We start from the raw sequence: 25570 nt of genomic DNA on the forward strand, positions 1-25570 counted from the left end.
GAGGAAATGAAAACGTTACGGACGTGACTGCGGATAATGTATCAGGTCGTGGAAACGTACGGAATGACCGCTTTCATTGCGGTAAGCGTGCGGGCAATCGGCGGCAAAACGCAAAGCTTCACCGGCACTGAGCAGGCGCGTCATACCGTCCACCGTCAGTGTCAGTTCTCCTTCGATAACAATGACATGCTCAATCACACCGGCTTCGTGTGGCGTGGATTCGCTGCATCCACCCGGTTCAAGATCGATAACAAACATGTCCATACGCAATGTGGTGTCAAACGGAAACAAAGGCACCACGCGCATTCCTGAGCTGTCGCTGTTAAACGTGGTCAGCAAACCGTGCCGGTGCAATGCCGCCGACTGCGCAGGCGGGGTTTCAAGAAACTCCGAGAACGAAACATTCAGGCCACTGGCGATTTTCCATAGCGTCGCAACGGTCGGGCTGGATTCGCCGCGTTCAATTTGCCCCAGCATTGCCTTGCTGACACCGGTGTGTTCTGCCGTCTGGCTGAGGCTCCAGCCACGTTCGCTGCGAACGGCTTTCAGCTGGCTGCCAATATGGCGGGTGAGCTCCTGCATCCTGACTCCTCTGGCAATCATTTTTAGCGATCATGGTTGTGCGCTATAACGCACAATGATATTTTGAGCGCATCCGATGTACGCTATAACGCACAACAGCATACCGCCAGCAAGCGGTAACCAGAAGGAATTTCACCTATGGCCTCGCGTTTCAGTCCGCAGGATTTGACATTTTCGGCGGTAATCGCCGGATTTGTTGCGGTTTTAGTCGGTTATACCAGCTCCGCAGCGATTATCTTTCAGGCAGCGGAAGCGGCAGGGGCCAGCGCGGGACAAATTGGCGGCTGGCTGAGTATGCTGGGTCTGGGAATGGGGGTCACCAGCATCGGGCTATCACTGTATTACCGCACACCGGTGGTGACGGCCTGGTCGACACCCGGCGCGGCGCTGCTGGTCACCAGCCTGCCCGGCACCTCACTTAACGAAGCCATTGGCGTATTTGTCTTTGCCACCGGGCTGATCCTGCTGTGCGGCGTGACCGGCTTATTCGCCCGACTGATGCATTACATCCCGCAGGCGCTGTCAGCGGCGATGCTCGGCGGCATTCTGCTGCGCTTCGGGCTGGACGCCTTTACCTCACTGCAAAGCAATTTCGCCCTGGCAGGCACCATGTGTCTGGTGTATCTGCTGGCAAAGCGCGCCCTGCCGCGCTATGCGGTGGTGCTCGCACTGGCCGCCGGGCTGATCGTCGCCGGATTACAGGGTGATATTGCGCTGCACGGCCAGACGCTGACCTTCGCCGCACCGGCGTTTGTGATGCCGCATTTCACGCTTTCCTCAATTATCGGCATCGGCATTCCGTTTTTTGTGGTGACCATGGCCTCACAGAATGCGCCGGGCATCGCCACACTGAAAGCGCACGGCTATCATCTGCCTGTTTCGCCCCTGATTTCCTGGACGGCGCTGACTGCGTTAGTTTTAGCGCCGTTCGGCGGTTTTACCATCTGTATCGCCGCCATTACCGCCGCGATTTGTATGGGCGAGGATATTCATCCCGATCCTAAAAAACGCTATATGGCGGCCGTCTCGGCTGGCGTTTTCTATCTGATTGCGGGCGTGTTTGGCGGCTCCATCGGCATGGTCTTTACCGCCCTGCCACAGGCGCTGATCCACACCATCGCCGGGCTGGCGTTGCTCGGCACCATTGCAGGCAGCCTGTACCGCGCGCTGGAAAACGAGCGTCAGCGCGACGCGGCAATTATTACGTTTCTGATCACGGCTTCCGGTGTCACGCTGCTGGGTGTCGGTTCGGCATTCTGGGGTCTGGCGGGCGGTGTGATAACTCATCTGATCCTCAGCATGCCGGCGCGAAATCGTGATAAATCCGCCGGGAAAAGTTGAGTCCGTTCAAGTTATGGGTAACAGGTTTTCGTAACACGGCACAAGGTGACGACGATCACATTTTCTGACCGGTAAACCCTCTTTACTGGGTGCAATCAGGCCCTTTAAAGAGCGAGAATCCCATGACTATTGCCACACAATCCTGCGTCGTGACCGGGAAAAAAGACGTCTCGGTGATCCACCAGACCCTCAGCTATACCGGCCAGGGCACGCTGGTGAAAATCACCCGCGGCGGCATCTGCGGTTCGGATCTGCATTATTACGAACACGGCGCTGTCGGTGATTTCAGAGTGCGCGAGGCGATGGTACTTGGCCATGAAGTGGTCGGTGTGGTGGAGAAATCGGATAACCCGCGTTTGCAGCCCGGTCAGAAAGTGGCGCTGAACCCGAGTAAGCCGTGCAAAGCCTGCAAGTACTGTCTGTCCGGTGACGAAAACCAATGCACCACCATGAAATTTTTCGGCAGCGCGATGTATTTCCCGCACATCAACGGCGCGTTCACGCAGTATAAAATCGTCGACAGCGACCAGTGCATTCCTTACGACAATCAGGTCAGTGACCGCCTGATGGTGTTCGCAGAACCGCTGGCCGTCGCCATTCATGCCGTAAACCAGGCGGGCGATATTCATGGTAAAACCGTGTTTGTTTCCGGCGTAGGTCCGATTGGCTGCTTAATCGTGCTGGCAGCAAAAGCCAAAGGCGCGGCGCAAATCGTGGTGACCGACCCGAGCGAACGTTGCCGTACGCTGGCACTGGCGGTTGGCGCAAATAAAGCACTGGACGCTGCACAAGGTGATTTCAGCGAATATCAGGCAGAGAAAGGCTTTTTCGATGTCTCCTTCGATGCCTCCGGCCATCCGTCTTCCATCCGCCGTTGTCTGGAAGTGACCCGCGCACGCGGCACCCTGGTGCAGGTTGGCATGGGGCCGGTAGTGAATGAATTCCCGCTGATGTCGCTGATTGCCAAAGAAATTAACTGGGTCGGCAGTTTCCGTTTCACAGAAGAATTTAATACTGCCGTCGAATGGCTGGCGAATAGAACCGTCGATCCGATGCCATTGCTGTCAGCAGAATTCCCGCAGGAAAGTCTGGTGGAAGCGCTGGAATACGCCCTGGATAAATCCAAAGCGTCAAAAGTGCAGCTGGTCTTCTAGCCCGGTCTGCAATACCAGTCACAATATCAAAACACCGTTTCATTTTATGATGTCCTCTGATTTTTATCCTCAGAGGACATTTGCATTATGGTAAAGGACAAGGCGAAAAAGCAGGTCGCGCTGCTGCTGGCTAACGGATTTGAAGAAGGCGAAGCGGTGATTGTGCTCGATATTCTTGAGCGGCTGGAGATTCAGGTCACCACGCTGGCCTGCCAGGAAAGCCTGACGCTGCGCACGTATCACGGCATTCAGATGCAGGCCAACGAACTGCTGTCCGCGCAGGGCGACCGCTTATTTGATGCTGTGGTAATGCCCGGCGGACCGGAAGGCTCAGTGGCGCTGGCGGCCAGTAAAGCGGTGGTGGAATTTGTCCGACGTCACGACGACGCCGGTAAACTGATCTGCCCGCTGTGCTCCGCTGCCGCGCGTGTGCTGGGCGGGAACGGTCTGCTGAAAGGCCGTCGTTACGTCTGTTCCGGCGATTTATACCAGGACGTGAAAGACGGCGTTTACGTCAATCAGTCCTTTGTGGAAGACGGTAACTTGCTCAGCGGAAAAGGATTAGGGCTGGCGTTTGACTTCGCCTTTCAGCTGGCGTACCGCCTGACCGGCGATGCTGAAACCACCAATTTCCAGGCTGATCACATCGATTATCACCACTGGCGCGCCGGCCAGAAGCGTTGATCAAAAAGTTGAACCGGGGCAGATGGCGCAGGTCGTCCGCCCCGGTCAGTATCCTGTCCGTTTTTGGCATTCTTCCCTTTCCAATTCAGGCGCACACTGATTTCACACTCACCAGATGGAGTCCGTAAATGACCCAAAGCGCCCTGTTAAATATCGACGTTCAGCGTTCATTTGAACAAAAAGACTTCTGGCAACAGGATGATTTACCGGCTTTCAGCGAAGCCCTCAACGGCCTGATCGCTGGCTGTCAGACCCGCAATGTACCGGTTATCGATGTATTTCACGTCAACCCTGATGGCGACTTTTCGCTGGCCTCCGGTCTGGTCACGCCAATGACTTTTCTCACACACCGGCCGCAGCATGTTGTGCATAAACATGTCCACAATGCCCTGACCGAATCCGGCCTCGATAGCTGGTTGCGCGAAAAAGGTATCACGCATCTGATTATCGCCGGTATGCGCACCGAGCAGTGCTGTGAAACCACGGCCCGGGTGGCGTCAGACCTCGGCTATTCAGTGACCTTTGTCACCGATGCGACACTGACATTTCCGATGACGCACGCCAGTGGTCTCACGCTGAGCGCACAGGAGATCAAATTGCGGACCGAACTGGTACTCGCCGACCGCTTTGCCACTGTCACTGACGTGACCGGTGCGCTGGCGCAACTCGACCGCACTGTGTGAAGATAGCGTTTTTCCCCACAGACGGATGAAGCACTATGCAGCGCAATGTCTACTTTGTGACGCTCCCCGGCGTGATGTCGTTAGATCTTACCGGCCCGGCGGAAGCGTTGCGCCTGAGCGGGCAATTTTCGCTTCATTATATCGGGCCGCAGCCGGAAGTGATGATGTCAACCGGCCTGATGGTCAGCCATTTGCAGCCACTGCCGCAAAGCCTGCCCCCGGGCAGTATTGTGATCATACCGGGTGTGGCAGAATCCGACGAAAACTTCTCCTCACCGGTCGCACAGACCGCCTGTGAGTGGCTGCATCAGCAAAAAAGCGCCATTGAAGCAGGAAATTTAAGACTGGTATGCATCTGTTCCGGCAGCCTGCTGGCCGGGCAAGCCGGTCTGCTCGACGGCTATCAGTGCACCACGCATCACGATGTAATCGGACGGTTGCGCGAGCAGGTACCTGCTGCCCAGGTGAAAGATAACCGGATATTTGTCGAAGACCGTTCGGTACTGACCAGCGCAGGCATCAGCGCCGGTATCGATCTGGCACTACATTTGATCGCCACACATCTTGGGCCGCAGGCCGCGCTGGATGTTGCCCGCGAAATGGTGGTCTATTTCCGCCGTGGCGGTGATGATCCGCAACTCTCTCCGTGGCTGCGTTACCGTAATCATCTGCACCCCGCGGTGCACCGTGCGCAAAACCTGATTGCTGCCGAGCCGGAATCGGCCTGGCAGGTGGAAGATGTTGCCGCCAGGGCGCACATCAGCGCACGCCACCTCACCCGTTTGTTCCGACAACATCTGGGCATCAGCGTGCGTGACTACCACGAGCAATTGCGTATCGCCGTGGCGCAACAACGCCTTCAGCAGGGATCCGGCATCGAAAAAGCCGCACTCGCTGCGGGCTTCTCATCCGCACGGCAATTACGCCGGGCGCAGGAACGGTGGGCGTAATATCAGGTCAACCGGGAAGTCACAAGAACACGTATATTATTTTCTCCTGATTAAGAATAAAATTCCTTCAGTACTTAACCATGACTTCAGGAAATTGAGATGTTTAAGATAACAGACTTAATTGATCTCCAAACCCTTGCTGAATCTGTCGAGTTAGAATTTAAACAAGCACAGGGGCAGGATGGTCAAGGGAAATTACCTCAGGATTTTTGGCCAACATATAGTGCAATGGCTAATACCCGAGGAGGCTATGTTGTCTTAGGTGTCAAAGAAAAAAAGGGTCAGTTCATTCCTGTAGGAATTAATGATCCGGAAAAAATCAAAAAAGAGTTGTTTAACAATCTTAACAATAAAAACCTGGTAAATATAAATTTGCTAACAGATGCAGATGTGCAAACAACACTTCTTGATAACAAACTCATCCTTGTGATCCATATTCCTATTGCAAACCGACATCAAAAGCCTATTTTCCTTAAAAATAATCCTCTTGAGTTTACCTATATCAGGCTTCATGAAGGCGATCGCCATTGTTCTCAGGAGCAAGTAAAAAGAATGCTGGCAGAGCAGGTTGAGGATAGCCGAGATGATAAAATTCTCACTGGCTTTGACCTGAATGATATTGAACAAGAAAGCCTGAATGCTTATAAACAACTTTTAGCGATTGCGAAACCACAACATCCATGGTTAGAGCTTAATAATTTCGATCTTATGACCAAAATTGGAGGCTGGCGTAAAGATCGTCAGACGGGTCAGGAAGGAATCACTCTCGCTGGTATTCTGATGTTTGGGACCTGGCAAGCTATTCAGGATGCAGTACCTCATTACTTCGTTGACTATCAGGAACGCCCGGAAGCAAAGACCGAGTTACGCTGGGTAGATCGTTTATGCCCTGATGGTACATGGTCAGGAAATATCTTTGATTTTTATCGACGGACATATCGAAAGCTAACAACAGACCTAAAGATTCCATTCAAAATTAAAGATGGTGTGCGTCAGGATGATACATTAATTCATGTTGCGCTACGCGAAGCCTTAGTTAATACACTTGTTCATTCTGATTACACAGGACGCGCATCTATATTGATAGTTAAACGCCCCGATATGTTTGGTTTTCGCAACCCTGGGCTAATGAGAATCCCGCCAGAAATAGCAATAAAAGGCGGAGAAACTGATTGTCGAAACCGGCGCATGCACCAGATGTTTCTCAACATTGGTGCTGGCGAACGAGCCGGTTCCGGTATCCCAAAAATTTACAGCGGCTGGCAATCCGCAAATTGGCGCGCACCAAAACTTTATGAGAAAACTGAGCATACCGAGCAAACATTACTAGAACTTTCAACAGCAAGTTTGATTCCTGAATACATTTCAGCGCAGCTCCAAAAACTCTTCGGTACCAGGTTCAGTACCCTTGATGACTTTGAGCGCATGATCATAACGACTGCGGCGATAGAAGGGTGGATTAATCACCAAAGAGCCTGCCAGCTGACGAGCAAACACACGCGGGATGTCACGCTGGCGTTACCTCGTCTTGAGGCTAAAGGTTTTCTGGTTTCTAGTGGTGAGCGTAAGGATAAATCTTACAGCCTGCCGGGAATGGAGCAACCTCCTTCCCCTGAAGATGTATTTTCAAATGCGTTAAGTCTCATCTCTGACTTCACGCATAGCAAAGACAGCTTAACGCATAGTGAAGGGGACTTAACGCATAGCAAAAATAATCCGATGAGCCATGATGCAATGCTACCGAGAATAGATGAGCATCGAGACTCTCATGGCAGATATATTAGCCCTTTATTAGACCGACCTTTTGTAGATCAGCTTGACGCGTTGGAATTATCCTTTAGAAGTTATTTATTAAGCCTTGCAAAACCTGCAAGAGAGAAAAGAAGATTAACCAATGAAGAGATGCGAGATGTCATTAGTACATTGTGTAACGAACATTACATCGCCATCTCAGTTTTAAGTGATCTTACAAACAGAACGGCTCAAAATATCAGACAAAGCCATTTAAAACCCATGGTTGAAAAGGGTGAATTAAAACTGGCTTTTCCCAATAAACCAAATACCCCAAAACAAGGATATACCGTTACATAACAACTGGGTTTCAGAGTATTCAGCTCACCCAGTTCCGGCGGTCTATTTTCCCCAGCCCCATCGCCAGAAATAATCCGCCGCCGAGTCCGCAGATAAACAAAAAGACCAGGTTCAGCAGCGGGTATTGCGGAAAGTCGAGATGCCGGCCGCGCAGGCCGGTGATGATCAGCGCATGAAAGCCGTAGATAGCCAGAGAGTGGCGGGAGATTAACGAAAATCCTGGCAGGAGACGTTGTGCCAGTGTGTTCTTGAAAACCACAAATAAAGACATCGCAGAGATAAATACCAGCGGACCACTGTAGATATAAAAGGTATCGGCGAAACTCTGATTAATCTGCATTTGCCGGTATGTGCCGGTGGCAATCGCCAGCGTGCTGAGAATGAACATGGCGCTGGCGACGAGCGTGATCGCCGTTTTTTCAGTCCTGAGCTGGCTGATGGCGCGGCCCAACAGGGCATATAGCACGTAATAGAAAGTGTCACCGCTAATGTATAAATCCAGCGGCAAAAGATGGATTTTGTGCCACGTCACGGCAGGAAGCTGCGGATTTGCCAGTACGCCGAACAGCATTGCGACAATCAGCAGGTATCTGCCGGATACGGCTTTAACATTAATCAGCGGGGAAAGCAGGTAAATTAGGATGATCGCGTAGAAGAACCAAAGATGGTAAAACACCGGTTTTTCCATGATAAGACGCAGAGACGGCCAAAACCCGATTTTTGTCATCGTGAGGATATAAATCAGCGAGACGGCGCTGTAGAACAGCAAACATAATGTGACTCGCAGAAAATGGCGTTTTTGCGCGCTCCTTTCCCCCAAAAACAGCGCACCGGAAATCATAAAAAACAGGGGTACGCAGACGCGCGAAGCGGAATTGAGCACGTTTGCCACCGTCCATTCAGGGGTATTTACCGCAGCGAAATTGACGACCAGCGACGTGCTGGCGTGGATCATCACCACCATCATGCAGGCGAGTGCGCGCAGATTATCTATCCAGCTGATTTTTTGGCTCATTCCCGGTAATTTCCTTCTTATCGATGGGCTGTTTGCAGCCTAGCCAGCTTTTGGACGGCTAACAAGGCAAAAGTGCCGATCTCAGATTGTGCTGAACGTGAACCTGAACATTGCGTTGCGCTCAAATAATCGGCAAAATAGTCCCTATTACTGCCTCGCTTGCGAAACCCGCCCGGACAGTCTCTTATTTTCTGCTAATTTTCAAAGAATTAGCCTTACGTCTGTGAAATAACTACAATGCATAATTCTCCAAATACTGCTTCCCTTCTGGGTCGGCAGGCGCTTTTGTTCCCTCTGTGCCTGGTGCTGTTCGAGTTCGCGACTTATATCGGCAACGATATGATCCAACCGGGCATGCTGGCCGTCGTGGCTAATTTTAATGCCGGCGAAGAGTGGGTGCCGACATCCATGACCGCTTATCTCGCTGGCGGCATGTTCCTGCAATGGCTGCTCGGTCCGCTGTCCGACAGGCGCGGCCGTCGTCCGGTCATGCTCGCGGGCGTGAGTTTTTTCATCATCACCTGTCTGGCGATTCTGTTTGCGCAAAATATAGAACAATTTATGGTGATGCGATTCCTGCAGGGCATCAGCCTGTGCTTTATCGGCGCGGTCGGCTATGCCGCTATACAGGAATCTTTCGAAGAATCGGTGTGTATTAAAATCACCGCCATGATGGCTAACGTCGCGCTGATTGCGCCGCTGCTCGGGCCTCTGGCTGGTGCGGCGCTAATCCACGTTGCGCCATGGCAGTCAATGTTTGTGATCTTCGCCCTGCTCGCCGCCATTGCGCTGTGGGGATTGTGGAAATCGATGCCGGAGACCGCTTCCCGCCTGGGCGAACCGTTCTCCATGCCAAGCCTGCTGCGTGATTACAAGCATGTGCTGAAGAACCGCCAGTTCCTGTGTGGTGCGCTGGCGATAGGTTTTGCCAGCCTGCCATTGCTGACGTGGATTGCACAGTCGCCGGTGATTTTAATCAGCGGTGAAGGGTTAGCGGCCTATGATTATGGCTTGTTGCAGGTACCGATTTTCGGCGCACTGATTATCGGTAACATCACACTGGCGCGCCTGTCCGGCAAACGTACCGTCGAATATCTGATTAAACTGGGCGCAGGCCCAATGGTGGTTGGTTTGCTGATCGCAGCTGCGGCCACGCTGTTTTCCGCACATGCGTATCTGTGGATGACTGCCGGTCTGAGCCTGTACGCCTTCGGGATTGGTGTGGCGAATGCCGGTCTGTACCGTCTGACGCTGTTCTCCAGTGACATGAGCAAAGGTACGGTTTCCGCCGCCATGGGCGTCATCAGTATGTTGATTTTCACACTGGGCATTGAACTGGCAAAAGTGGCTTATGTCGAAGGCGGTGCGGGGATGTTTAATACATTCAATTTGTTAAGCGGTCTCGCCTGGCTGGCACTGGTGGTGGTATTTCTGCGCAGCCGACAGGTGGTTCTGCCGCCAAACAGCGTGGTGTGATTTCGTTCGTTTCACCGCTCTGTTTCAGAACAAGACATGGAAGATCGCTCTCCCATGTCTTTCGTTTACGTCTTTCTATTCTTGTTTATTTCTTGGATGGATCGCAGCGCGGCAAGGTGTTCATGAGAAGCCCGGGTGGTATCAATGCCTGCGATGCAGATCTCGCCACTGTCAGGGATATCCAGTCCGCCTGACAGGTTCATCAGGGTGGATTTTCCTGGATAGGTTTTACTGGCAACAATACCTGCCAGGATATCCGAAACCATATGCAGCGGCGCAAGGATGACGGGTTTCCTGCTCTGATGCAGCGGTTTAACGAATTGATCTAACTGATATGCACAATTTTCCAGCTGGCTGACGACACGCTGATTTTTGCCATAAGTTGCCGCGTAATCCAGGGCTTTCCGGCGTTGCGCAATCCAGGTGAAATCGACGATGCCGGTGTCGTTTAACAAACACCGTTTATTTTCATTGGCGACCAGCGTCAGTGCTTTTTGATGTTTCCCTATACATCGCAGAAAACGCATCACATGCAACATTCCAAAAATAATTTCTAATGGCAATAACTTATAAAGAGACAGTCCAACTTTTATTATCCGGCTATAAAATAAGAAAATTTTATAGTTTATAGCCGCCCCCAAAGACATGCTGTGCAAATAGATCCATACCGGAACAAAGCGCATTATATCTCCAGTGGTTTATGCCTGGTAAGCAGGGAGATAAGTTGATCACCAAAAGCTTTAAAATCGCGATCCTGATAGGCAAGCCATTGCTTGTTTACAATAAATGCCGGCGTTGCAGAGACGTCATAATAGTTACTGACAGCTGACATATATTGAAGTAACGCTTTGACCGCCGGCGATGCGTTGATTTCGTGATATTTCCCAACGTCAATACCATTATGTTCCAGCCAGTTATTTAAAACAGTGTCGTCAGCTAAATCAATGTTATCTTTGATCACAGCTGTATAGATTTTTTCCCGATATTGAGACTCCAGCCCCATCACCTCAAGTGTTGCAAATAACGGTGCGTAACGGGCTAAACCACTCTGACCAAAGGTGCCGCATCGGAATTGAGAACAATATATTGATAATAGGCAACGGTGCGACCTATTGAAACAGCAAAAATGAAAATCGTATATATCACAATATATAAAAACCGTTTAAACATGACTCTCTATCCTTAGATATGAACATCCGTCCACGGTCACGTTTAAAATATTACAATTAGCGCATTCATAATGTTTTATTATTGAATTAACATATAAAATATTTATATAGGCACTTTAAGTTAACCGCTAAATGAGAGCAATGCACATGATGTATTAAGTAATCTCACTGACGATGGCGTTTTTATATGCCATCGTCAGCCGGAAAAATCAATTACGGTCAGAATGCGCGATCATTCCTCAGAAAAGCCCCATCGGTTTACTCGAATAAGAAACGAGTAAACATTTCGTTTGCTGATAGTGATCCAACATCATTTTATGAGTCTCGCGCCCGATACCGGACTGTTTGTACCCCCCAAATGCGGCATGCGCCGGATAAGCGTGATAACAGTTGGTCCATACGCGCCCGGCCTGAATATTGCGGCCCATGTGATAGGCCACATTGCCGTCACGACTCCAGACACCTGCGCCTAATCCGTAAGCGGTATCATTGGCAATTTGCAGCGCATCGTCCATATCTTTAAACGTGGTGACGGCCAGCACCGGTCCGAAGATTTCTTCCTGGAAAACACGCATGTTGTTTTTACCCAGCAAAATGGTGGGTTGCAGGTAATATCCCTCGTTCAGCGAACCTTCGAGTTTTTTCTTCGCGCCGCCGGTCAGTACCTCTGCGCCCTCTTTTTTACCGATTTCGATATAATCCAGAATGGTTTTCATCTGTCCGGCAGAAACCTGCGCGCCCATCTGGGTTTCAATATCCAACGGGTTACCGGTTTTAATAGCCTCAACACGTTTGATCGCACGTTCCATAAAACGTTCGTAGATAGATTCCTGAACCAGCGCACGGCTCGGACAGGTACAGACTTCACCCTGATTGAAGGCAAACAGCGCAAACCCTTCCAGCGCTTTGTCGAAGAATTCATCCTCTTTATCCATCACATCGGCAAAGAAAATATTGGGTGATTTACCGCCCAGTTCCAGCGTGGCCGGGATCAGGTTTTGTGCGGCATAGCCGGCGATTTGCTGGCCGACCTCCGTCGAGCCGGTAAACGCCACTTTCGCGATACGTTTAGACGTCGCCAGATATTCGCCGATCTCACCACCCGCGCCGTTAACCACATTAATGACGCCCGCAGGCAAAATGTCCTGCACCAGCTCCATCAACAACAGAACGGACAGCGGCGTCAGTTTGGCGGGTTTGAGCACAATGCAGTTACCTGCCGCCAGCGCCGGTGCCATTTTCCAGCACGCCATCAACAGCGGGAAGTTCCACGGGATAATCTGCGCCACCACGCCGAGCGGTTCGTGGAAATGATACGCAACGGTTTCGCTGTCGATTTCGCTGATCCCCCCTTCCTGCGCACGCACGCAAGAGGCGAAATAGCGGAAATGGTCGATGGCTAACGGCACGTCGGCGCCGCTGGTTTCGCGGATCGGTTTACCGTTATCCCAGGTTTCGGCGTTTGCCAGCAGTTCAATGTTTTGTTCCATGCGATCGGCGACTTTCAGCAGTAAATTTGCACGCTGCTGCACCGGCATTTTTCCCCATGCGTCTTTGGCCTTATGGGCGGCGTCCAGCGCCAGATCGACGTCATCGGTGCCGGAGCTGGCCACTTGGCACAGTACCTCGCCGGTCACCGGTGTCAGATTGTCGTAATACTGTTTTTTCACCGGCGCGACCCATTCACCGCCAATGAAGTTGTCGTATTGTTTTTTGAGTTTAAGCGGGAAACCGTATTCTTCCGGTTTGACGGCATGAGGATTTTTATCATAAGCCATGATGGAACTCCTTTATGCAGCAGGGATTAGCAGAGCGCTGCATAAAGTCTAGGCAGTGAAAATCGAACCGGTGGGATGTAAAGAGAACTCTTCGAGCGGCTTCACACCTTTTTAGCTGCAAAGCTGGCGTTACCACTCCCGGGTGGGGTGGTGCGCGCGAAACTCTCGCGCTGGAACAGGCGTTCTGCCAGTTTTACCAGTTCAGGACGCTCAACACACCAGCCCGGCGCGATACGCCGGAAATTGAGATAGCCCAGACAACAGGCGACAGCAATATCGGCCACATTGAGGCTTTCAGAATTGAGCAATGTACGGCTTGCCGCATGCTTTTCCAGCGCATCCAGCCCGCGCAACAGTTTTTCCCTCTGGCGCAAAATCCAGGCTTCGTTACGTTTATCAGCATCGCGGCGACCTTCCAGCACCAGCGCCACGGCGGCATCAGTGACCCCGTCGGCCAGCGATTCAATTTGCCTCACACGTAACGCGTCCAGCGGTTGCCACGGCAACAGCGTGGGTGCGACATTCATCAGTTCGATGAACTGCACAATAATCGGCGAATCATAAAAAATTTCGCCATCATCGGCCACCAGCGCGGGGACTTTTCCGAGAGGATTGTACTGTGTGATTTTGCAGCCCGGTTCGTGGGGCGTGTCGTTAATGAAATCAAACGGGATGCCTTTTTCCAGCAACATCACCGAAATTTTGCGCACATACGGGCTGGTATAACTGCCGATCAATTTCATCAGACCCTCCTCGTTTTCGCCGGAACCTCTATTAAAACTAGCAGCCATGCAGGGGTTTACCAGTCACGGCTGCCGGTTTTACCGGTTATTCAGCGGGAAACAGGAACGGGTTGATGCCGCTGCCGGAAAAACCTTTGTCCTCCAGACGGTCATCAAGTAACAGCGTCGCAAGGTCGTCCGCTACCGCGTCTGCCTGCGGGTCTTTATCCTGATAAATCACTTTCAGGTAAGCATTGCAATCGTCGCAGGCTTCGGCTTTCACCGTGGCCTGTTCATCGCCGATGGACCAGAGGTTTACATGTTCCATTGCATCGCAGTTGCTGCATTTTGCGCGCACGACATGCCATTCACTTTCGCAAAGATTACAGTGCAGATAGCGCAGGCCGCTGTGGGTACCAAACGCGATCACCGCAGAAACGGGAACGCTGCCGCACACCGGACAGAACAGACGATTTTCGCCATAATCTGCCCGCCCGACACCGCGCAGTTGCGCCGCCATCTGTGCCCAGTACAGCGACAACGCAGCCCAGATAAACGGGGCTTTGTCAGCCGGAACGTGTTTGAAATCCTGGCAAAGCAGCTCTGTCGCCATCATTTCGCGCTGAAGATTCGGGGAGTGTTCAAGGCGCTCAAGCACACCGAGCACCGGCTCTGACGCGCCGTGTTTGAGCACCCTGATCAGCGCATCCAGCAATGTAAGCCAGTGCGGCGTTCGTGGAAACAACCGGCAATCGAGCGGCGGTTTACCCGCCGCTTTCGCTAATTCATCACGCAGGTCGACAGTGAGCGGGAAATCTTTCAGCACGCGCTGCTGGGCATCGCAAATCGCCGCAGCAAAATTCAGATATCCGTCGAGCGGGCTGTCTTCGGCCAGTTTACGCAGGCGATCGGCACGGCGCTGATACAGCGTTTTCAGATTGGCGAACAGTACCGGCGGGATATTCCCCGCCGTGGTTTTACCGTCTGCCAGCGCGTCCCGGGGAACAATCTGGATGCTCATCCGGCTTTCCTCTCATCTTTATCTTGTTCTTTCTTCAACGCTTCAGCACGCACCTGACGGTACCAGCGTGGATGGTGATACTTCGCCCATGACGCAGGCACTTTACCGCCGGTCATCGCCGGGATAGAGCCTTTCGCCCAGGTCGCAGCGTAGACATGCATGATAATCACCAGAATCAGGCCGATGCCGGCCAGCGAATGCACCAGCAGCGCCAGACGGATCAGCGGGATCGGGAAATAACCGGCAAACCACGGACGCCAGATAATGACGCCGCTGGCCATCAGAAGCACAAGACAACTGATCGCCGCCCAGAACACGCATTTCTGACCGAAGTTGTAGCGCCCGGTATCGCCGACCTCATGGTTGGTCAGCACTTTACCGATATTTTTCACCCACACAATGTCGTCTTTTTCCGGCAGGTTGTGCTTCCAGTAGCGCAAGAACATGCCGAGGAAAGAGATGAACATCACCACGCCGAAAAACGGATGCAGGATACGCGCCATCTGGGGTGTGCCGTAAATGTTCATCAGCCAGTTAAACGACGGGAAAAAGAAGCCGATGCCGCTGAGGGCGAGCGTCACAAAACAAAAGGCAACAATCCAGTGATTGAGACGTTCCGCCAGATTATAGCGCTGGATTAACTTCTCTTTTTTCATGGTCGTTTCTCCTCATCATCATGTTTTTCTTCCTCTTCTCTGTGCTCATCCTCTTTCACGTAGTTCGGCCCCACGCCCAGGAAATGGAATGCTGCGGCGGCGAAGGTTACTGCGAAGCCGACAGCAGCCAGTGGTTTCCAAACCCCTTTCCACAAGGTGACCGCCGCGCTGATGGCCGGATCTTTTGGCAGGCCGTGATACAACTCAGGATTGTCGGCGTGATGCAGCACGTACATCACGTGCGTACCGCCAACACCCTGCGGATCGTATAAACCGGCATGATCAAACCCGCGACCTTTCAGCTCGCTGACCCGTTCTGCAGCTAAATCCTGCATGGCGGTTTTCGTACCGAAATGAATTGCACCGGTCGGGCAGGTTTTCACACACGCCGGTTCCTGACCCACACTCACACGGTCAACGCACAGCGTGCATTTATAGGCACGGTTATCCTGTTGATTGATGCGCGGAATGTTGAACGGGCAACCGGCGATGCAGTAACCGCAGCCGATGCAATGTTCCGACTGGAAATCGACGATGCCGTTGGCGTACTGCAAAATCGCGCCTTCCGCCGGACAGGCTTTCAGACAGCCCGGATCGGCGCAGTGCATACAGCCGTCTTTGCGGATCAGCCATTCCAGCTTGCCGTTTTGTTCCACTTCAGAGAAACGCATCACCGTCCAGGATTTCGCACTGAGATCCATCGGGTTATCGTAAACGCCGGTGTTGATACCGACCTCATCGCGCAGGTCGTTCCATTCGGAACAGGCGACCTGACAGCCTTTACAGCCAATGCAGGTGGTGACGTCGATAAGTTTCGCCACTTCCTGCTGATGGTCACGGGCGCGCGGCGCTGGCGTCAACCCGTTGGTTGCGGACTTACGCAGTATGTCCTGAGATTGCATTGCCATAATTCGCCTCCGTTAGACCTTTTCCACGTTAACCAGGAACGCCTTGAATTCCGGCGTTTGCGAGTTAGCGTCACCGACTGACGGCGTCAGCGTGTTGGCTAAATAACCTTTACGCGTCGCACCTTCAAATCCCCAGTGGCACGGGATGCCAATGGTATCGACGTGCTTACCGTCGATGGTCAGCGGCCGGATGCGCCTGGTCACCACGGCTTTGGCCACGATGAATCCGCGCTTCGAAGACACTTTCACTTCATCACCCTGCGCAATGCCCTTCGAGGCGGCCAGACTTTCGCCGATCTCGATAAACTGCTCAGGCTGCGCAATGGCGTTGAGCAACGCGTGTTTGGTCCAGTGGCGGAACAATTCGGTAATTGAATAGGTGGTCGCCACATACGGGAAGTCTCGGGCGGTGCCCATATTCGGCAAATCACTGGCAAAAATACGCGCAACCGGGTTCGAGATAACGTCCGGATGCAGCGGGTTGGTGCCAATCGGTGATTCGATAGGTTCGTAATGCTCAGGGAACGGACCGTCGGCCATTTTGTCGGTCGCAAATAAACGCCCGACGCCTTCCTGTTGCATGATGAACGGCCCGACACCCGAACCCGGCGCAGCGGCGCTGTAATCCGGGACGTCAAAACCGGTCCACTTCGCACCATCCCAGCGGATGATTTCGCGTTTCGGATCCCACGGCTGTCCCTGCGGGTCGGCGGAGGCGCGGTTATACAGAATGCGGCGGTTGAGCGGCCAGCACCATGCCCAGCCGGACGTGCAGCCCAGACCGGACGGATCGGCGTTATCGCGGCGCGCCATCTGATTACCGGCTTCCGTCCAGCTTCCCGTATAAATCCAGCAGAAACTGGCCGTGCTGCCGTCATTTTTCAGATGGGCAAATGTTGAAAGTTGCTGGCCTTTTTTCGCCAACAGATTGCCCTGATCGTCATGAATATCGGCCAGCGCTTTGCCGTTGGCTTCGCGGGCGATCTCTTCCGGCAACGGGTCGAGTGGATCCTGATAATCCCACGCCATATTCAGCACCGGCAGCGGGTTCGCACCGCCTTCTTTCTGATACAGTTCGCGCAGTTTCATAAACAGACGGGCGATAATTTTGCCGTCATGCAGCGCTTCACCCGGTGGCTCAGAGGCCTGAAAGTGCCATTGCAGCCAGCGACCGGAGTTGACTATTGATCCGTTTTCTTCGGCGAAACAGGAAGACGGCAGGCGGAACACTTCGGTCTGAATATCGGCGGTTTGTACGTCGTTCATCGCGCCGTGGTTCTGCCAGAAATTCGAGGATTCGGTGACCAGCGGGTCGATCACCACCATGTATTTGAGTTTCGAGAGCGCGCGCGAAGATTTGTTTTTATCCGGGAATGCCGCCAGCGGATTGAAGCCCTGCACGATATAGCCGTTGAGTTTGCCTTCGGTCATCAGCTCGGTCTGTTGCAACACATCGTAGCTTTTGTCCCATTTCGGCAACCAGTCAAAGCCCCAGTCATTTTCCGCCGTGGCATGTTCGCCCCAGAAGCTTTTCATCATGCTGACGAAAAAATTCGGCGTGTTTTTCCAGAAATTGACCTGTCCGTCCACCAGCGGCACGGGGGTGATTTGTTGCAGATAATCAGTAAAACGGGTCTGTTTTTCAGACGGCAAAGGCATGTAGCCGGGCAGGTTCAGAGACAACAAACCGAGGTCGGTATAGCCCTGAATATTGGAGTGACCACGCAGGGCATTCACGCCACCGCCGGGCATACCGATATTGCCGAGCAGCAACTGGATCATCGCCGCACAGCGGATGATTTGTGCGCCGCCGGTATGGTGCGTCCAGCCCAGTGCATACAAAATGGTCGACGTTTTGTCGCGCGCACAGGTTTCCGCCAGAATGGAACTGATCAGCAGGAAATCTTCTTTCGGGGTGCCGCACAAGCGCTCCACCAGTTCCGGCGTGTAACGGGATACGTGCGCTTTCAGCAGATTCCACACACAGCGCGGGTCCTGCAACGTTTTATCCTGTTTCGCGAAGCCTTTTTCATCAAGCTGATAGTGCCAGCTTTCCTTGTTATAGGCTTTTTTCGCTGCGTCAAAACCGCTGAACAGCCCGTCGTTAAATTCATAGTCTTCACGCACCAGCAGGCTGGCGTTGGTATATTCCCGGACGTATTCGGTCTGGATTTTATTGTGGGTGATCAGGTAGTTGATCATGCCCAGCAGGAAAACCGTGTCGGAACCGGCGCGGATAGGCGCGTAAATATCGGCCACGGCAGCACTGCGGTTAAAGCGCGGGTCGACCACGATGACTTTAGCGTTGTTTTTGGTTTTGGCCTCAATCACCCATTTGAATCCGACCGGATGCGCTTCTGCCGCATTTCCGCCCATAATCAAAATCACGTTAGCATTTTTGATGTCGACCCAGTTGTTGGTCATCGCGCCACGACCGAACGTAGGCGCTAATGCTGCAACGGTCGGGCCGTGACACAGCCGGGCCTGGCAGTCGATCGCCACCATACCCAGTGCGCGGGTGAATTTCTGATCAAGCAGACCGGTTTCGTTACTGGCCGCTGAAGAACACAGCATACCGGTGGTCAGCCAGCGGTTGACCGTGACGTTATTGTCATTTTTCTCGACAAAGTTGGCGTCGCGGTCATCTTTCATCAGGCGGGCGATACGGGAAATCGCCTCATCCCAGGAGATGCGCTGCCACTTATCGGAGCCGGGTGCACGGTACTGCGGATGTGTCAGGCGGCCTTCACTGTGGATGTAATCCAGTACGCCTGCGCCTTTCGGGCACAACGAGCCACGACTGACCGGATGATCGGCGTCACCCTCTACGTGGAAGATATTTTCAGTGACGTTTTTCGCGCCGTCGCCCTGGCTGTAAATCAACATGCCGCAACCTACGGAACAGTAAGTGCAGTTGTTGCGGGTTTCACGTGAGCGAAGCAGTTTGTATTGGCGGGTTTCCGCCAGCGCCAGGGTCGGCGTGAATCCTAATAATGCTGCTGTGGTGCCGGCCATACCACCCGCACATATTTTGAATAATTGTCTTCTGCTGACTTGCATGAAAGACTCCTTCCCATCATTTAGGCACACATTGCTTTTCAAATTGGCGCTTTCATGAACAACGTCGAAAGCGGTAAAATTAAGGTATAAAGTCCTGACTTTTTGTACGGCTTATGTAGCCGGAATGTTTATAAGGTTATTGCTAATGGATGTCCATCACGTAAACGAACTGGGCGAAAAAGATGACAAAAAAGTGACTCAGATCATCGGAGCGAGCCAAAAACCGGTGATGCAACGCACACATCTCAATGAACCCGAAGATGACTGGATTGCTCAGGAAGTGCCCGTCGCTCTGGTCTATAACGGCATTTCACATGTGGTGATGATGGCGTCGCCAAAAGATTTACAAGCCTTTGCGCTGGGCTTTTCATTGTCAGAAGGGATTATTGAATCCACCGGTGAGATTTACGGGATGGAGGTGACGCCAAACTGCCACGGTATAGAAGTTAATATCGAACTGTCGAGCCGCCGTTTTGCCGGGCTGAAAGAACGCCGCCGGGCTATGGCGGGCCGCACCGGTTGCGGAGTCTGCGGCATCGAACAGTTAGACGATCTGTTCCGCCCGCTCGCGCCACTGCCGTTTACCCAAACGTTTGAGCTGGCGAATCTGGATAATGCGCTGCATCAACTGAAATCCGTACAGGAAATCGGCCAGCTTACCGGTTGCACCCACGCCGCTGCCTGGATCACGCCGGAAGGTCAGCTACTGGGTGGATGCGAAGATGTGGGCCGTCACGTGGCGCTGGATAAAATGCTGGGTATCCGTGCCAGACAGAGCGACTGGAAATCCGGTGCCGCGCTGGTATCAAGCCGCGCCAGTTATGAAATGGTGCAAAAAGCCGCCATGTGCGGCATCGAAATTCTGTTCGCCGTCTCCGCCGCCACCACGCTCGCGGTCGACGTCGCCGAAAAATGCAATCTGACGCTGGTCGGTTTCAGCAAACCGGGACGGGCAACGGTGTATACGCATCCGCAGCGGCTGAGGTAAACTCAGCGCAGAATTTGAACAGTTATCCATCAGAATAATAAGGAAATCAAATGCGGCGGCCGTACCGACTGGAAAGCATAACTCTCAGGGATGTGGGCGTATTCGAGAATACGCATTTTGATTTCCCACCGATTAAAAGCGCAGAAGCTGATGCTGAAAAGGCAGAGATCCATATCTTCACCGGCCCGAACGGCTGCGGGAAAAGTACTCTGCTGTATGCGCTGGCGGCGGTATTTGATGAAGCAATGGAGACATGTCTTTAATTAATTCGCGGCTGGCGACAAAAGACAACCGTGTTCATTACATGTTTGACCATCAAAACGGTTCATATAGCGGGTATAAGTTTCTGGCTCAAGGCGGTGACAGCCTTGGTTATTCTGATTCAAGCTATTCAGAAATTATTTATGAATACCATCAATCTGCAAAAGCATTCCTTGATTCTGGAAGAGATTTTTGAAGTGAAGGAACAGTTTGATGTCGAAAACGTTTCCGCTGGTATTCACCCAAATGCTATGAAAATGTCCGCCAAAAGTTATTCGACGCAAGCCTTCAACATTGTGCATTTTGCGACGGACTGACCGGTGCTGAAAGCCGCCAGACCATCGAACATTTTAAGCCCAAGGAACGCCACGCCTTTCCGGAACTGGCTTTCCACTGGCAAAATCTTTATCCCTGCTGTGACCGCTGTCAGAGTGAAAAAGGTAACCGATATGATCCCGCACTGATCAACCCTGATGATCTCGAATATCATTTTGATGATTACTTCGTGGCAAATTACCTGACAGGTGAAATTGAAGTATCTCCGCTCGCCAGCACGGAAAACTGTCACAGAGCATGTGTTACTCTTGAGCTATATGGATTAAATCTGGATATCCGTACTGCGCGTCGTAAACGGGAAGCGCAAATATTTCAGCGCAGAAATCCGGAAACAGAACTCTTAGATGACTTCAGTTATCGCTATTTCATCAAGAACAGCTAAAGGCCCCTTTAAGCACCGCGTGCCTTTAGACAATTTAGGATTGTTTGCGGTTATCTGGTTCTAAGCCCCGTATAACAGGCGCTTACGCGTATCTATCCGCTGGCGGGGACAGAGATAATCATTTTCAATATCATTTAATTAACTATAATGATCCGACTGATTACGCGGTGCTCACAATGACGGTGCCGCCCTACACTACGGAGACGATGAACATGAGTTATTCACTGCCATCACTGCCTTACGCATACGACGCACTCGAACCGCATTTCGACAAAGAAACGATGGAAATCCATCACACTAAACATCACCAGACTTACGTTAACAACGCTAACGCTGCGCTGGAAAGCCTGCCGGAACTGGCTGCACTGCCGGTTGAAGAACTGATCACCAAGCTGGATCAGGTTCCTGCAGACAAGAAAGTCGTTCTGCGTAACAACGCAGGTGGCCACGCTAACCATAGCCTGTTCTGGAAAGGCCTGAAAACCGGCACCACACTGCAAGGCGAACTGAAATCTGCCATCGAACGCGATTTCGGCAGCGTTGACGCTTTCAAAGAAACTTTCGAGAAAGCAGCGGCAACCCGTTTCGGTTCAGGTTGGGCATGGCTGGTACTGAAAGATGGCAAACTGGCCGTCGTTTCTACAGCTAACCAGGACAGCCCGCTGATGGGCGAAGCCATTTCCGGCGCTTCCGGTTACCCGCTGCTGGGTCTGGATGTGTGGGAACACGCTTACTACCTGAAATATCAGAACAAACGCCCTGACTACATCAAAGCCTTCTGGGCTGTTGTAAACTGGGACGAAGCTGCAAAACGTCTGGCTGAAGCGAAGTAATTTCGCACTGCCGCCCAGCACGGGCAAGATGTCTTAGCCAATGGCGGGTCTGTGACCCGCTTTTTTATGTCCTGAATTTGTACGCATGATCACTGTTTCACAGCGAATTATTCTTCTGTTTCCCACCATTATTAGACCCCGCTCGCATTAATCAAAAATACGCCACACATCCTATAAAGTTTATGAAAAAGCCTACCGATAGATTGTTCACAAAGGCGTCACAAAACCGCATGTCTATTTAAAAGGGATGTTTGACGGAGAATGATTATGAGTAACGGATCGGGTCTTTCGCAGTGGATGAACAATCTTAAGGTCGGCACCAAACTGGGTCTGGGTTTCGGCCTGGTGCTTTTAATCGCGGCCGTCATTACCACTGCGGGAATGATTAAATTTAACGACATCAGTCAGCGTGCGGAAAAAGTCGATTTCAGTAATCAGATGAATGCATTACTCAATGATGCCCGCCTCAGCCGTACGCTTTATCAGCTCAATTACAATCCGGTGTATCTCAAACAAAACCAGGACAACATTGACGCACTGTCGCAACTGATAACCCAGTCGAAAGACAAGCTGGACTGGGATACCGCCAGTCAAACAAATCTCGATCAGGTGCCGGTGAAAATCCATGAGTACCAGCAGGCGCAGGCCGCATTCAAAGAAGCCGTCGATCGCAAAGATGCGGTGCGGGCCAGCTGGAATCTTTCCGAGACGGAAGCCGTGGTGACGCGTTTGCAGGATCAGTTACGCGTAGAAGATGCCGATCCTTCCATTCGGCTTTCACTGGCTGAAGTGATTCAGAAACTGATCAGTGTGCGTTATAACGTGCGCGGCCTGTTGCTGAACATTAATAAAGAAACTGAAGCCAAGCTGTTGAAGTCAATTGATGATACACAAGCGAATGCTAAAAAACTCAATGCATTATTGTTGCCGGATCAGCAGGCCACACTTGCCCCGCTGATGAGTGCACTGGCAACCTATAAAAATCACGTTCAGGCGTTCATGCCGGCTTATGAAGATGAACAAAGAAATTCACAATTGCTGTCAGTAAAAGCCGCAGAGATGAACGCCCTGGTAGCGAAAATCTTTAAAAATGAACTGATTAACACGCATAAAGACATACGTGATGCGCAGAACATCATGATGGTGATTACGCTGATCGTACTGCTGGTCGGGATTATCATTGCATGGCGAATCACCCGCCAGATTGCCCAGCCGCTGCGTGATACGCTGAAAACAGCAGAGGCGATTGCGCAGGGTGACCTGACTGTGGCGCATCCGACCACACGTCGCGATGAACTGGGCATGCTGATGAACGCGGTATCCGCAATGAGCCAGAACCTCAGCACCATGATTTATGAAATCCGCTCCGGTGTTTCACAGGTATCTCACGCGGCGGCGGAAATCGCTGCCGGGAATACCGATCTTTCCTCACGCACCGAACAGCAGGCTGCGGCCGTCGAAGAAACCGCCGCCAGCATGGAAGAACTGAGCGCAACGGTGAAACAGAACGCTGATAATGCCCATCACGCCAGCAAACTGGCCAGCGAAGCTTCAGGTACCGCGACGCTCGGTGGCAAACAGGTCGGCCAGGTGGTCGACACCATGCAGCAGATTTCCGGCAGCTCAAAACGTATTGCTGAAATTACCTCCGTCATCAACGGCATCGCGTTCCAGACCAATATTCTGGCGCTGAACGCCGCCGTTGAAGCCGCCCGGGCCGGTGAACAGGGGCGCGGATTCTCCGTCGTCGCCTCGGAAGTCCGCACACTGGCACAGCGCAGTGCACAGGCAGCGAAAGAAATTGAAGGACTGATTGCCGAATCCGTTGAGCGGGTGAATACCGGTGCGAAGCTGGTGGAAAACACCGGACGAACCATGCAGGACATCGTAAAATCGGTCTCGCATGTGCGCGATATTATGGGTGAAATCGCCTCTGCTTCTGACGAACAAAGCCGTGGCATCAGTCAGATTTCGCAGGCGATTGTCGAAATGGACAGCACGACACAGCAGAATGCCGCGCTGGTTGAGCAGTCTTCCGCCGCCGCTGATTCACTCGAAGATCAGGCCGCGACGCTGACCCAGGCAGTCTCGGTATTCCGTCTGGCTGATAATGGCGACAGACTGGATGCGCCAGCATCCGCCGCGCTGCGCCGTCCGACTCTGGCACTGCCGGCACAAAGCAAAACCAGTCAGGATAACTGGGAAACGTTCTGATTAACGATTTAACCTGCGCACCCGTTTGTGTGCAGGTATTCCTTCTACTCCCGCTGTCGAATGCAGGTTATGCTTGAGCAAGTGACCTTTCAGCAGCGGAGAGCTTATGCATTATCCCGACGTATATATCGGTACCATCGAACATTATCCCGATTTTTCATCCAGTGCGATTGCCAAACGTCAGGTTGATGGCAGCATCGCTTTAACGCCGCTCGGGCTGGAAAATGATCAGCAAGCCGAAAAGGCTTATCACGGTGGCGCTGACCGCGCGCTGTGCCATTTCCCCCGCGAACATTACGCCTGGCTGCGCCAGCAATTTCCCGAAGAAGAAGACCGCTTTCATCCCCCTGCGTTTGGCGAAAATCTTTCAACGCTGGGCATGACCGAAGATAACGTGTTTATCGGCGATATTTTCCGCTGGGGCGACGCGCTGATTCAGGTCACCCAGCCGCGCGCGCCCTGCTACAAGCTGAATCATTTTCTCGACTGCAAAAACCTGTCGCCGTTGTTACAACAAAGCGGACGTTGTGGCTGGTTATATCGGGTCGTCAGTACCGGAAATGTCAGCGGCGACCGGCCGCTGGAATTACTGACGCGCAACAGCGAGGTGTCTGTTGCAGAAGCGATTTCTATCGCCTTCAACATGCCATTTGATGAGGAACAGTATCGCCGTCTGATGTCTGCCGCAGGGATCTCCGCCAGCTGGAGTAAAACCATGCAAATGCGGCTGGTAAACCGCAAGATCGAAGATTTTGGACGACGATTGTTTGGGAAGTAATGTTAACGCCCTCCCCTTCGCAGGGGGAGGAGCAGGGCAAAACTTCACCCCCGGAGTATTAGTTTAGAATTCTTTCTTAGAAAAACCGGTCACCGCTTTCAGGCCCATTTCGCGGCCCAGCGCCGTCATCGGGTGAACCACCACGATACCGCGTACGGTTTTCTTCAGCGTGCCCATATCAGCCTGTTCTTTCTTGGTGATTTCACGGCTGAACAGCTTTTCCAGCTTCTGCGCTTCGGTGCTGAGTTTTTTCTCACGCACGGCTTTCAGACGCGCGATTTCTGCCGCGAGCTTTTCTTTTTCTTCTTCGTGCTTAGCGATTAACTCGGCGTTACCCGCCTGAATCACGATCGCATCTTTGTGATTCAGTGCATCCAGCATATCGCTGAGACGTTTGATCTCGGCTTTTTCAACTTCTTTCATGATTTCAGATCCGTTCATGCCGCAGCGGGCACGATTGTAAATGGGGGATAATAACCGTCAGTGTA

23 protein-coding genes and 1 pseudogene are annotated in these 25570 nt (G+C 52.3%); 13 read left to right on the plus strand and 11 right to left on the minus strand.

What is annotated here, in order from left to right; all coding sequences use genetic code 11:
* Nucleotides 1-15: 15 nt before the first annotated feature.
* Nucleotides 16-582 carry a helix-turn-helix domain-containing protein gene (locus ACOZIO_RS15150; protein WP_129953991.1) on the minus strand — a complete coding sequence of 189 codons (567 nt, stop codon included), beginning with the start codon at nucleotides 580-582 and terminating at the stop codon, nucleotides 16-18.
* 138 nt (nucleotides 583-720) lie between these two features.
* On the opposite strand from ACOZIO_RS15150, the gene ACOZIO_RS15155 reads away from it, so the two are divergent.
* The 6 genes and pseudogenes from ACOZIO_RS15155 to ACOZIO_RS15180 all read left to right on the plus strand — a co-directional run bounded on the left by ACOZIO_RS15155 (nucleotide 721) and on the right by ACOZIO_RS15180 (nucleotide 7485).
* The gene (locus tag ACOZIO_RS15155) at nucleotides 721-1923 is read left to right on the plus strand and encodes a benzoate/H(+) symporter BenE family transporter (RefSeq protein WP_129953993.1); all 1203 of its coding nucleotides are present in this window, start codon (nucleotides 721-723) and stop codon (nucleotides 1921-1923) included.
* A 122-nt stretch (nucleotides 1924-2045) separates the two neighbouring features.
* Entirely contained in the window at nucleotides 2046-3077 is a 1032-nt protein-coding gene (idnD, locus tag ACOZIO_RS15160) for an L-idonate 5-dehydrogenase (protein ID WP_129953995.1), read from the plus strand.
* An 87-nt stretch (nucleotides 3078-3164) separates the two neighbouring features.
* Nucleotides 3165-3761 carry a DJ-1/PfpI family protein gene (locus ACOZIO_RS15165; RefSeq protein ID WP_129953997.1) on the plus strand — a complete coding sequence of 199 codons (597 nt, stop codon included), beginning with the start codon at nucleotides 3165-3167 and terminating at the stop codon, nucleotides 3759-3761.
* Between the two features lie 128 nt (nucleotides 3762-3889).
* A pseudogene (locus ACOZIO_RS15170) lies at nucleotides 3890-4432 on the plus strand (isochorismatase family protein); the annotation flags it as partial.
* A gap of 47 nt (nucleotides 4433-4479) precedes the next feature.
* On the plus strand, nucleotides 4480-5394 hold the full coding sequence (locus ACOZIO_RS15175; RefSeq protein ID WP_129991528.1) for a GlxA family transcriptional regulator: 915 nt from the start codon (nucleotides 4480-4482) through the stop codon (nucleotides 5392-5394).
* A 99-nt stretch (nucleotides 5395-5493) separates the two neighbouring features.
* A complete protein-coding gene (locus ACOZIO_RS15180; protein WP_421595467.1) occupies nucleotides 5494-7485 on the plus strand; it encodes an RNA-binding domain-containing protein in 1992 nt (663 codons plus the stop codon).
* A 19-nt stretch (nucleotides 7486-7504) separates the two neighbouring features.
* Here the strand turns inward: ACOZIO_RS15180 and ACOZIO_RS15185 are convergent, their stop codons facing one another.
* Entirely contained in the window at nucleotides 7505-8500 is a 996-nt protein-coding gene (locus ACOZIO_RS15185; protein WP_217138513.1) for an acyltransferase, read from the minus strand.
* 237 nt (nucleotides 8501-8737) lie between these two features.
* Between ACOZIO_RS15185 and ACOZIO_RS15190 the strand changes: the two genes are divergently transcribed.
* Nucleotides 8738-9976 carry an MFS transporter gene (locus ACOZIO_RS15190; protein WP_129954005.1) on the plus strand — a complete coding sequence of 413 codons (1239 nt, stop codon included), beginning with the start codon at nucleotides 8738-8740 and terminating at the stop codon, nucleotides 9974-9976.
* Nucleotides 9977-10041: 65 nt separating this feature from the next.
* On the opposite strand, the gene ACOZIO_RS15195 is transcribed toward ACOZIO_RS15190, so the two are convergent.
* From ACOZIO_RS15195 to fdnG, 8 genes are all read right to left on the minus strand, one after another.
* On the minus strand, nucleotides 10042-10659 hold the full coding sequence (locus ACOZIO_RS15195; protein ID WP_129991531.1) for a hypothetical protein: 618 nt from the start codon (nucleotides 10657-10659) through the stop codon (nucleotides 10042-10044).
* Nucleotides 10659-10979, minus strand: a complete 321-nt coding sequence (locus tag ACOZIO_RS15200; RefSeq protein WP_129954008.1) for a DsbA family protein — start codon at nucleotides 10977-10979, stop codon at nucleotides 10659-10661. The genes ACOZIO_RS15195 and ACOZIO_RS15200 overlap by 1 nt, the downstream gene beginning before the upstream one ends.
* Nucleotides 10980-11384: 405 nt before the next feature.
* A complete protein-coding gene (locus ACOZIO_RS15205; protein ID WP_129954010.1) occupies nucleotides 11385-12923 on the minus strand; it encodes an aldehyde dehydrogenase family protein in 1539 nt (512 codons plus the stop codon).
* Between the two features lie 101 nt (nucleotides 12924-13024).
* Complete coding sequence (locus ACOZIO_RS15210) at nucleotides 13025-13666, minus strand: glutathione S-transferase (RefSeq protein ID WP_129954012.1); 642 nt, start codon at nucleotides 13664-13666, stop codon at nucleotides 13025-13027.
* Nucleotides 13667-13751: 85 nt separating this feature from the next.
* Entirely contained in the window at nucleotides 13752-14666 is a 915-nt protein-coding gene (gene fdhE / locus ACOZIO_RS15215) for a formate dehydrogenase accessory protein FdhE (RefSeq protein ID WP_129991532.1), read from the minus strand.
* Nucleotides 14663-15322, minus strand: a complete 660-nt coding sequence (gene fdoI / locus ACOZIO_RS15220; RefSeq protein WP_129954015.1) for a formate dehydrogenase cytochrome b556 subunit — start codon at nucleotides 15320-15322, stop codon at nucleotides 14663-14665. Before fdoI ends, fdhE begins: the two co-directional genes overlap by 4 nt.
* Complete coding sequence (gene fdxH / locus ACOZIO_RS15225) at nucleotides 15319-16230, minus strand: formate dehydrogenase subunit beta (protein ID WP_129954017.1); 912 nt, start codon at nucleotides 16228-16230, stop codon at nucleotides 15319-15321. Before fdxH ends, fdoI begins: the two co-directional genes overlap by 4 nt.
* A 12-nt stretch (nucleotides 16231-16242) precedes the next feature.
* On the minus strand, nucleotides 16243-19290 hold the full coding sequence (gene fdnG, locus ACOZIO_RS15230) for a formate dehydrogenase-N subunit alpha (RefSeq protein ID WP_421595468.1): 3048 nt from the start codon (nucleotides 19288-19290) through the stop codon (nucleotides 16243-16245).
* Between the two features lie 145 nt (nucleotides 19291-19435).
* Here fdnG and fdhD point away from each other — a divergent pair, with 145 nt between their 5' ends.
* From fdhD to yiiM, 6 genes are all read left to right on the plus strand, one after another.
* On the plus strand, nucleotides 19436-20278 hold the full coding sequence (fdhD, locus tag ACOZIO_RS15235) for a formate dehydrogenase accessory sulfurtransferase FdhD (RefSeq protein ID WP_129954021.1): 843 nt from the start codon (nucleotides 19436-19438) through the stop codon (nucleotides 20276-20278).
* A gap of 50 nt (nucleotides 20279-20328) precedes the next feature.
* Nucleotides 20329-20541 carry an AAA family ATPase gene (locus ACOZIO_RS15240; RefSeq protein WP_421595469.1) on the plus strand — a complete coding sequence of 71 codons (213 nt, stop codon included), beginning with the start codon at nucleotides 20329-20331 and terminating at the stop codon, nucleotides 20539-20541.
* A gap of 141 nt (nucleotides 20542-20682) precedes the next feature.
* Complete coding sequence (locus tag ACOZIO_RS15245) at nucleotides 20683-20856, plus strand: hypothetical protein (protein WP_217219909.1); 174 nt, start codon at nucleotides 20683-20685, stop codon at nucleotides 20854-20856.
* A gap of 613 nt (nucleotides 20857-21469) precedes the next feature.
* Nucleotides 21470-22090, plus strand: coding sequence for a superoxide dismutase [Mn] (gene sodA, locus ACOZIO_RS15250; RefSeq protein WP_129954025.1), 621 nt, complete (start codon nucleotides 21470-21472; stop codon nucleotides 22088-22090).
* Between the two features lie 267 nt (nucleotides 22091-22357).
* A complete protein-coding gene (locus ACOZIO_RS15255) occupies nucleotides 22358-24304 on the plus strand; it encodes a methyl-accepting chemotaxis protein (protein ID WP_129954026.1) in 1947 nt (648 codons plus the stop codon).
* 106 nt (nucleotides 24305-24410) lie between these two features.
* Nucleotides 24411-25082, plus strand: coding sequence for a 6-hydroxyaminopurine reductase (yiiM, locus tag ACOZIO_RS15260; protein WP_129954028.1), 672 nt, complete (start codon nucleotides 24411-24413; stop codon nucleotides 25080-25082).
* A gap of 63 nt (nucleotides 25083-25145) precedes the next feature.
* Here yiiM and ACOZIO_RS15265 read toward each other — a convergent pair whose 3' ends face one another.
* Nucleotides 25146-25505 carry a YibL family ribosome-associated protein gene (locus ACOZIO_RS15265; protein WP_217158895.1) on the minus strand — a complete coding sequence of 120 codons (360 nt, stop codon included), beginning with the start codon at nucleotides 25503-25505 and terminating at the stop codon, nucleotides 25146-25148.
* Nucleotides 25506-25570: the final 65 nt, after the last annotated feature.

Source organism: Rahnella sp. PD4, from assembly GCF_049199325.1.
GTDB lineage: Bacteria > Pseudomonadota > Gammaproteobacteria > Enterobacterales > Enterobacteriaceae > Rahnella > Rahnella perminowiae.

Bases quoted from the DNA above. Each gene is read 5' to 3' on its own strand.
- fdnG (WP_421595468.1), bottom strand. From the start codon at position 19,290: ATGCAAGTCAGCAGAAGACAATTATTCAAAATATGTGCGGGTGGTATG.
- ACOZIO_RS15185 (WP_217138513.1), bottom strand. From the start codon at position 8,500: ATGAGCCAAAAAATCAGCTGGATAGATAATCTGCGCGCACTCGCCTGC.
- sodA (WP_129954025.1), top strand. From the start codon at position 21,470: ATGAGTTATTCACTGCCATCACTGCCTTACGCATACGACGCACTCGAA.
- fdxH (WP_129954017.1), bottom strand. From the start codon at position 16,230: ATGGCAATGCAATCTCAGGACATACTGCGTAAGTCCGCAACCAACGGG.
- ACOZIO_RS15255 (WP_129954026.1), top strand. From the start codon at position 22,358: ATGAGTAACGGATCGGGTCTTTCGCAGTGGATGAACAATCTTAAGGTC.
- ACOZIO_RS15165 (WP_129953997.1), top strand. From the start codon at position 3,165: ATGGTAAAGGACAAGGCGAAAAAGCAGGTCGCGCTGCTGCTGGCTAAC.
- ACOZIO_RS15195 (WP_129991531.1), bottom strand. From the start codon at position 10,659: ATGCGCTTTGTTCCGGTATGGATCTATTTGCACAGCATGTCTTTGGGG.
- idnD (WP_129953995.1), top strand. From the start codon at position 2,046: ATGACTATTGCCACACAATCCTGCGTCGTGACCGGGAAAAAAGACGTC.
- ACOZIO_RS15245 (WP_217219909.1), top strand. From the start codon at position 20,683: ATGAATACCATCAATCTGCAAAAGCATTCCTTGATTCTGGAAGAGATT.
- yiiM (WP_129954028.1), top strand. From the start codon at position 24,411: ATGCATTATCCCGACGTATATATCGGTACCATCGAACATTATCCCGAT.
- fdhE (WP_129991532.1), bottom strand. From the start codon at position 14,666: ATGAGCATCCAGATTGTTCCCCGGGACGCGCTGGCAGACGGTAAAACC.
- fdoI (WP_129954015.1), bottom strand. From the start codon at position 15,322: ATGAAAAAAGAGAAGTTAATCCAGCGCTATAATCTGGCGGAACGTCTC.
- ACOZIO_RS15175 (WP_129991528.1), top strand. From the start codon at position 4,480: ATGCAGCGCAATGTCTACTTTGTGACGCTCCCCGGCGTGATGTCGTTA.
- ACOZIO_RS15240 (WP_421595469.1), top strand. From the start codon at position 20,329: ATGCGGCGGCCGTACCGACTGGAAAGCATAACTCTCAGGGATGTGGGC.
- ACOZIO_RS15190 (WP_129954005.1), top strand. From the start codon at position 8,738: ATGCATAATTCTCCAAATACTGCTTCCCTTCTGGGTCGGCAGGCGCTT.
- ACOZIO_RS15265 (WP_217158895.1), bottom strand. From the start codon at position 25,505: ATGAAAGAAGTTGAAAAAGCCGAGATCAAACGTCTCAGCGATATGCTG.
- fdhD (WP_129954021.1), top strand. From the start codon at position 19,436: ATGGATGTCCATCACGTAAACGAACTGGGCGAAAAAGATGACAAAAAA.
- ACOZIO_RS15205 (WP_129954010.1), bottom strand. From the start codon at position 12,923: ATGGCTTATGATAAAAATCCTCATGCCGTCAAACCGGAAGAATACGGT.
- ACOZIO_RS15200 (WP_129954008.1), bottom strand. From the start codon at position 10,979: ATGGGGCTGGAGTCTCAATATCGGGAAAAAATCTATACAGCTGTGATC.
- ACOZIO_RS15155 (WP_129953993.1), top strand. From the start codon at position 721: ATGGCCTCGCGTTTCAGTCCGCAGGATTTGACATTTTCGGCGGTAATC.
- ACOZIO_RS15150 (WP_129953991.1), bottom strand. From the start codon at position 582: ATGCAGGAGCTCACCCGCCATATTGGCAGCCAGCTGAAAGCCGTTCGC.
- ACOZIO_RS15180 (WP_421595467.1), top strand. From the start codon at position 5,494: ATGTTTAAGATAACAGACTTAATTGATCTCCAAACCCTTGCTGAATCT.
- ACOZIO_RS15210 (WP_129954012.1), bottom strand. From the start codon at position 13,666: ATGAAATTGATCGGCAGTTATACCAGCCCGTATGTGCGCAAAATTTCG.